The sequence below is a fragment of the Halothiobacillus sp. genome, assembly GCF_027346185.1.
Classification (GTDB): domain Bacteria; phylum Pseudomonadota; class Gammaproteobacteria; order Halothiobacillales; family Halothiobacillaceae; genus Halothiobacillus.
This window is the reverse complement of sequence record NZ_DAIESY010000056.1, coordinates 1-6,639: the sequence shown is the minus strand read 5'-3', so window position 1 is coordinate 6,639 and position 6,639 is coordinate 1. Positions and strand designations below refer to the sequence as shown.

The 6,639-nt window shown below is 58.2% G+C and carries 10 protein-coding genes; 9 read left to right on the top strand and 1 reads right to left on the bottom strand.

The window, feature by feature from the left end:
* The first annotated feature begins 213 nt into the window (after positions 1 to 213).
* The 7 genes from M7R55_RS04510 (at position 214) to M7R55_RS04480 (ending at position 4,839) form a co-directional block, all read left to right on the top strand.
* A complete protein-coding gene (locus M7R55_RS04510) occupies positions 214 to 1,569 on the top strand; it encodes a phage major capsid protein (protein ID WP_298218908.1) in 1,356 nt (451 codons plus the stop codon).
* Between the two features lie 38 nt (positions 1,570 to 1,607).
* On the top strand, positions 1,608 to 2,054 hold the full coding sequence (locus M7R55_RS04505) for a hypothetical protein (RefSeq protein ID WP_298218906.1): 447 nt from the start codon (positions 1,608 to 1,610) through the stop codon (positions 2,052 to 2,054).
* Positions 2,054 to 2,914, top strand: a complete 861-nt coding sequence (locus M7R55_RS04500; protein ID WP_298218904.1) for a phage head-tail connector protein — start codon at positions 2,054 to 2,056, stop codon at positions 2,912 to 2,914. Before M7R55_RS04505 ends, M7R55_RS04500 begins: the two co-directional genes overlap by 1 nt.
* A gap of 2 nt (positions 2,915 to 2,916) precedes the next feature.
* A complete protein-coding gene (locus M7R55_RS04495) occupies positions 2,917 to 3,246 on the top strand; it encodes a phage head closure protein (RefSeq protein WP_298218902.1) in 330 nt (109 codons plus the stop codon).
* Positions 3,236 to 3,730: an HK97-gp10 family putative phage morphogenesis protein gene (locus M7R55_RS04490; RefSeq protein WP_298218900.1), complete on the top strand. Its 495-nt coding sequence runs from the start codon at positions 3,236 to 3,238 to the stop codon at positions 3,728 to 3,730. The genes M7R55_RS04495 and M7R55_RS04490 overlap by 11 nt, the downstream gene beginning before the upstream one ends.
* Entirely contained in the window at positions 3,727 to 4,119 is a 393-nt protein-coding gene (locus M7R55_RS04485; protein ID WP_298218898.1) for a DUF3168 domain-containing protein, read from the top strand. Before M7R55_RS04490 ends, M7R55_RS04485 begins: the two co-directional genes overlap by 4 nt.
* Before the next feature lie 63 nt (positions 4,120 to 4,182).
* Entirely contained in the window at positions 4,183 to 4,839 is a 657-nt protein-coding gene (locus M7R55_RS04480) for a uracil-DNA glycosylase family protein (RefSeq protein WP_298218896.1), read from the top strand.
* A gap of 116 nt (positions 4,840 to 4,955) precedes the next feature.
* Here the strand turns inward: M7R55_RS04480 and M7R55_RS04475 are convergent, their stop codons facing one another.
* A complete protein-coding gene (locus M7R55_RS04475; protein WP_298218894.1) occupies positions 4,956 to 5,447 on the bottom strand; it encodes a type II toxin-antitoxin system MqsA family antitoxin in 492 nt (163 codons plus the stop codon).
* 128 nt (positions 5,448 to 5,575) lie between these two features.
* On the opposite strand from M7R55_RS04475, the gene M7R55_RS04470 reads away from it, so the two are divergent.
* Both M7R55_RS04470 and M7R55_RS04465 read left to right on the top strand, forming a co-directional pair.
* The gene (locus M7R55_RS04470) at positions 5,576 to 6,343 is read left to right on the top strand and encodes a hypothetical protein (RefSeq protein ID WP_298218892.1); all 768 of its coding nucleotides are present in this window, start codon (positions 5,576 to 5,578) and stop codon (positions 6,341 to 6,343) included.
* 4 nt (positions 6,344 to 6,347) lie between these two features.
* On the top strand, positions 6,348 to 6,617 hold the full coding sequence (locus M7R55_RS04465; protein ID WP_298218890.1) for a hypothetical protein: 270 nt from the start codon (positions 6,348 to 6,350) through the stop codon (positions 6,615 to 6,617).
* The last annotated feature ends 22 nt before the right edge of the window (positions 6,618 to 6,639 follow it).

Genomic DNA, 6,639 nt, shown 5'->3' with positions numbered 1-6,639 from the left:
TGATGCTTTAAAACAGAACATGATCGACGGCGTCATGACCTTGCCGCAGGTCTTGCAGGGCATGGCGCGGCAACTGTCGGCAAAAAACCCGCAACCGGTCAGGAAGGGTTCCGGTTCAAGCCGTAGCCGGTTAGCCATTCTGGCGTGAGCCACCCACCTGACCAACCCAATCAGCCGCCTCCGGGCGGTTTTTTTATTCTCGAGAGGAACACCATGAGCAAGAAACTGCGTGAGTTGCAGGCGAAGAAGTCTGCGGTTGCACAAGAAAAAGTCGATCTGCTGAACTCGGCGTCGACGCTGCTGGACAAGGCAGAAGCTGCGGGGCGGGATCTGAACGAAGACGAAGGACGCGACTTTGCTCGACTCAAGGCGGATGCCCAGGTCAAAGGTAGCGAGATCGAGCGCCTTCAGGTATCGATCGACCTCGAGCAGGAGATGATCGCGGCCCGGGCTGCAGCAGGATCGGTGGTGGTGTTGGCCGGCAATGGCAGCGACATCACAGTGGAAGATCGCGGCGCGCTGGATAAAAGTGCAGGCTTTCGCAACTTTGGTGAATTTGCCCGCGCGGTATTCCAGGCATCCTTGCCGGGCAATGCACCGGATGGCCGGTTGCTGGCGCACCGGTTGGCGGCAGCACCTACGGTGTATGGTTCCGAGACGGCAGGTGCCGATGGCGGCTTCCTGGTTCCGCCGCAGTTTGCCAGGGATATTTTTACACTGTCGCTGGACGACGAGGCGTTGCTGCCGTTGACCGACAACACCAACGTGGCGGGCAACGCGATGGTGTTTCCGAAGGATGAGACTACCCCTTGGGGGACGGATGGCATCACGGTCGCCTGGCAGGCCGAGGGGCTGGCGGCCGCCACCTCGAAGCCCAAGCTGGGCACGTCGGCCCTGCGCCTTAAAAAGCTGATGGCGCTGGTTCCCATCACCGACGAACTGCTCTCGGACACCGATGCGCTGACGTCCTACTTGCCAAAGAAGGTGGCGAGCCGCATGCAGTGGAAGATCAACGAGTCGATCCTGTTCGGCTCAGGCGCCGGGATCCCGCAAGGGGCATTGGCGGGTAGCGCAGTGATCACCCAGGCGAAAGACAATGCTCAGGCGACCAATACGCTCACGCCCCTTAATCTGGCCAACATGATCTCGCGGCTGCCGCCGGGGTCGTTCAAGAACGCGGTGTGGATCGTCAACAACAGCGTGTTACCGGCCTTGTTCACCTTGACGCTCGGCAACTATCCGATTTATTTGCCGGTCGGCGGTGGTGTGGGCGGCCTGCGCGGTTCGCCCTACGGTACGTTGCTCGGGCGTCCGGTATATGTCTCGCAGCATGCGTCGCAATTTTCGAGCCTGGGCGATGTGATCCTGGTCGATCTCAGTTACTACCAGACCATCACCAAGGAGGGCGGCATGGAGACGGCGACCTCGATGCATCTGTATTTCGATGCGGACGCCACGGCGTTTCGCACGCTGTTTCGCATGGATGGGCAGGCGAAGATCGCTGCCCCCATTCTTCCGGCCAAGGGAGCGGCGACCTTGTCGCCCTTCATTCAACTGGCTGCCCGTTGAGCTTTGCCCCTCACCCCTCTATCTGAAAGGATCCTCCCATGATTTTAAATGAAAAACTCTCCGAAGCCGTGGCGGTACTGGCCGTCATCCCCCCTTCGGCACAAGCGCCTGGCGTGGTGTTCAGCCCATGGGTCGAACTTGGTGAGGCAGATCGTCTGCTCGCCATCGTTCAGGTGGGCACCTTTGGTGCCAATGCGACGGTGGATGCTTCAATCGCACAGGCGCAGGATGCCAAGGGAGCGAATGCCAAACCCATCGGTGCCGGCAAAGCCATTGCTTTGGCTGCTGCCATGGGCAACGATGTGCAGGCTACGCTCGATGTGGGCACCGCCGATCTGGATGTGGCTAATGGCTATGGTTTCGTGCAGCTGGGTGTGTCGGTTAGCGCGACTGCGACTGAGACCGCAGCGGTGATTCTGGGCGGATCTTCGCGTTATGAACCGGCGAGCAGCTTCAATGCCGCATCGGTCGTCGAGTCGGTCTGATGCCGCTGCAACTCGTTCGGGATGCGGCGGTGGAGCCACTCAGCATCCGTGACGCCAAACTGCATCTGCGTGTGGATATTCCAGATGACGATGTGCTGATCGGCGCCCTGATCGCGGCGGCACGCCGGTTTGCCGAGAATCTCACCCAACGCGCATTGATCTACCAAGCGTGGCGGCTCGTCATCGACTCGTTTCCGGGGCCGACCCTGATCGGCGTGCCTTGGGGCAAGACCTTCACGCTGCCCAAACACGCGATCATACTCGAGAAGTCTGCGGTTCGGCGCGTGACGGCGATCAATTATCTGGACATGAGCGGCACTCCACAGGTGGTGCCACCTGGCGATTACACCGTAGACTATACGTCGGAGCCGTGCCGGATCACGCCGGTGTTTGGCCATATCTGGCCGATCCCCTTGCCGCAGATTGGGGCAATAGAGGTGAATTTTACGGCGGGTTATGCCGTGCCGGTGACCTTGTCGGGCAACATGATGACGGTGCCTGCCGACTGGCAACCGTATTCGGTAGGCGATGGGGTGCGCTTCTCGCTGGCGGATGCGATCCAGGGCGTGCTACCGGCACCCTTGGCTGTGGGCACGGATTACTTCATCCAGTCGGTGGTGGCACCGGGCATCTATACGTTGTCAAGCGTACCGGGTGGTGGCGCCATCACGTTGACAAACGCAGGATCCGGCACTGCCCTGCTGGGAGGCGTGCCGGAGGGTATCACTTCATGGATGAAGCTACGGGTTGGCACCTTGTACCAGCACCGTGAGGAATACTTCACCAGCGAGAAATCCGGCAAGGTGCTGCCGCTGCCGTTTGTCGACCGGCTGCTCGATCCGTACAGGGTAGTGTTCTGATGGTGCTGGTCGCGAGTGGCATTCTCGATCAGCGTATCACGATCAACCGGCTGACTGTGGCACGAGGCGCGCTGGGCGGACACGACGAAACCTGGGCGCCGTATGCGACCGTATGGGCGCAGATGCAGGACATGACGGGGCGCGAAATCTTCCAGGCCAAAGCGATGGGCAGTGCCGCGACCAAACTCTTCACCATCCGTTATCTCGCAGGAGTGAAACCTGCCATGCAGGTGGTCGCACCCGACGGCACCGTCTGCCGGATCGAGTGGATCCGCTCTGTGACCCGCAAGGAATACCTGGAACTCTACTGTCTGGTGCTCGATGACGACTGAAATCCACATCAAGGGTCTGGAAGGCCTGCAGGCGCTGCTCGATGAATTGCCCGCGAAGATCGAGAAAAACATCGTGCGTGGCGGCTTGCGTGCGGCAGCCAAAGTGGTGGAAGCCGAAGCCAAACAGTTGTGTCCGGTGGGCGAAGGCGATCTTCCCAAAGGTCGAACATCGGGCGCGTTGCGCGATTCGATCCATGTCTCGATGCGGAGCCGACGCGGCCGCGTTCAGGTGACCATCAAGGCCGGTGGCGACAAAGCCCGGTATGCCGCCATGGTGGAACACGGCACCGCGCGGCACTGGATCAAGCCCAAGAACCGCAAGAGCCTCTTTCTGGCGGGCTTGGAACGCCGCGCCGTGTTGCATCCGGGGGCCACCAAAAAACCCTTCATGCGGCCTGCCATTGATACCAAAGCATCGGAGGCCATCGAGACCTTCTCGGCGTACCTCAAAAACCGGCTCGCCAAGATCGAGGCCAAGAAATGAAGCCGGAAACCGTCATCTATACATTGCTCAACGCCTCCAGCGCCCTTGCCGCTCAGGTGAGTGCCAGGATTTATCTGGACACGCGGCCGGAAGCCGACCCGTTGCCAGCGATCACTTTCGGCCTCATCAGCGACGTGCAGGACGGCGCACGCCCGATCGATCCGGAACTCGTCACCGCACGGGTGCAGGTCAACTGCATGGGGAATGTGTCCGACGATCTGGTGGTTCTGCGCGAGAACGTGCGTCTTGCCTGTCACAACCAGTCAGGCCAAATCGGCGGCGTCGAAGTGGTAGCGTGCATTCAGCAGAGCATGGGACCGGATACCTATGACGAACTGGTAAACGTATACCTGAAGCCGATCGATTTCAAGATTCATTATGTGCGGTGATGTGTCAATGCGTAGGATATGTCATGATATATAACGTTCAATTGCTGGATGGAGAAAATTATCATGACTGATGCCCATCAAATGGCGCTGGCTCAACAAGTCGATGCAGTATTTGCCCATCATCCCGAGCTGAGTGGCGCGGATCATCGCCAGCGCTTCCCATGGCTGACCGGTGCGTTGGGTAATCCGCAAACCCCAATCTGGTTTTTAGCGGAAAACCCCAGCCTGTCGAAAGTTGAACAAGCCACAGACCCTATTGAAGACGCACCAACGATCCAAGCACAATGGTGGGCTGGTAAGGGTGACAAGCTGTTTCGCGAATTGCTGGTGAAGTATGGATTCAAGAATGGCACTATTGACAGTCATGACGGGTGGAATTGCTATATTACAAATGTCATCAAGGAGGCTGATTACGCGGAGCGTTGGCGGGGAAGCCCTTCTGAACGACTTAGGCAGGCGGCACTGACATGGGCGCCTGTTCTGCAGTGGCAACTTGAGGTTGGCAAGCCTCGTCTGATCGTAGCACTTGGCAAAACGGTGGAGGGCATCGTCAATCAACTCAAACGTAGCGGTATGCGTTTCCCTGAAATTAAACGCATCCATCATTACAGTTATATTGCACATCGAGCCAATGGTGAACGCGGCCCCATGCATCCGGATCGGGTGAGAGAATATGATGAGCAGTTTGCCGATATAGCCATGATATCAATAGAAACTTAAGCTTTCTGCAGGTGATGTTGCCAATTTCAGCGATTGTGTTTATTGACAGGGAGCATGATGATTGGGCCGGTGATTGTTGAGGAAGAAAATCCAGCCTGACTTGAAATGGTTACGCGCTATTTCTCGGCCAGCAGGTCGAGGTGCCGATCCATCAGCTTGAACAGTTTAACCAGAGCCAACGGCGGCTTGGTCTTGCCGTTTTCGTAGCGCGAAAAGGCATTGACGCCACCGCCGAATATTTTGGAGGCTTCGCGCTGGTCGAGATCGAGCTTCTTGGGCACGTTCGTGATGAAGCCTGGATCGACGATGGCATTCACCTGCCTGGAGAAAGCGCGCATTTCGCGCATGACACGGTTCGACTCCGCAGCATCCAGGATGGACTCGGCACAGGCCGGGCGGAAATCGCCCGTCACCACAGCAATGACGCTAATTTCACTTTTGTAGGTGTAGGGCAGGTCGCGCGTGTCATGGATCAGTTCCGCCGCGCCGCAAACAGGACATTTCATGGTCATAACCATGGTCTTGATCACGGCCAGCTTGCAATGTGGGGTCCCTTCCGCACAGGAGCATCGGGACAGCCAACCGGTTTGACGTGCGATTTTTTCCATTTTTGAGAAGCCCCTCTGTTTTGATAGCCGCCCAGTTCTGGATGGAACACGGTAACGGATCGTTCATCTCCTGCTTTCAATCCGGCATTCCTGCCGGATGCTTGATTTCTTCACACGAGGAGTAATTCATGGCCCAGTATGGCTTCGGGTCAGGGGTGGTGTTTGCCGTTCCCCTGTCCAATGCGCAAGGCAATCCCCTTGCAAACGGCACGCCGGTGCGTTTTGGCGTGCTGCAGGATGTGTCGGTCGATTTCAGTTTCACCAACAAGGAACTGCACGGTCAGAATCAGTTTCCGGTCGCCATCGGACGCGGCCAGGGCAAGATCACCGGCAAGGCCAAGTTCGGGCAGTTCAACGGCGCGCTGGTGAACAGCCTGTTCTTTGGTCAGACCCTGGCGTCCGGCCAATCGGCTATTTCGGACAAGGAGTCGCTGACGATTGCGTCGGACAGCGGCACGGTGGCCAATTCCACGACCTACGAGGATGACCTCGGCGTGGTCTATGCATCGAGTGGCCTGCCGCTGACCCGCGTGGCATCAGCGCCTGCCGTCGGGCAATACAGCGTCACACCTGCCGGGGTGTACACCTTTGCAGCGGGCGACACGGGGGCTGTCACCGGCAACATCCAGGTGAGTTACCGCTATCAGACGCCCGCCACAGGCACGCTTGCGACCAGTGTCACGCTCACCAACCAGCTGATGGGCTATGCGCCGACCTTCCGGGCGGAACTGTACGTACCTTATGCCAGCAAGCAGCTGGTTATCACGCTCAACCAGTGCATCGGCTCCAAACTCAACTTTGCGACCAAGCTGGACGACTTCCTGATTCCGGAGTTCGATTTCGAGGCGTTCTCGGATGCATCGAACAATATCGGCAGCTTAAACTTTGCGGAGTAATGACATGGTCGACGGCAAAAAAATCACGCTCAACGGGCGCGAGTTCATCGTGCCCGCAGCTCCCTTATCCTGCGTGCGTCGATATCACGAGGTGTTCGAAGGCGCGGCGCCGGTCACGATCCTCATCATGGCCGAGATCATTCATGCGACCTTGAAGCGCAATTATCCGGAGTTGACGCAGGACGAACTGGAAAACGACTACCTGGACGTGGCCAATATGCGCGAGACGTTCAACATCGTGATGAATGTGTCGGGTGCCGAAGCAAAAAAGTAACGGCGCCTCCTCAGCCGGTCGA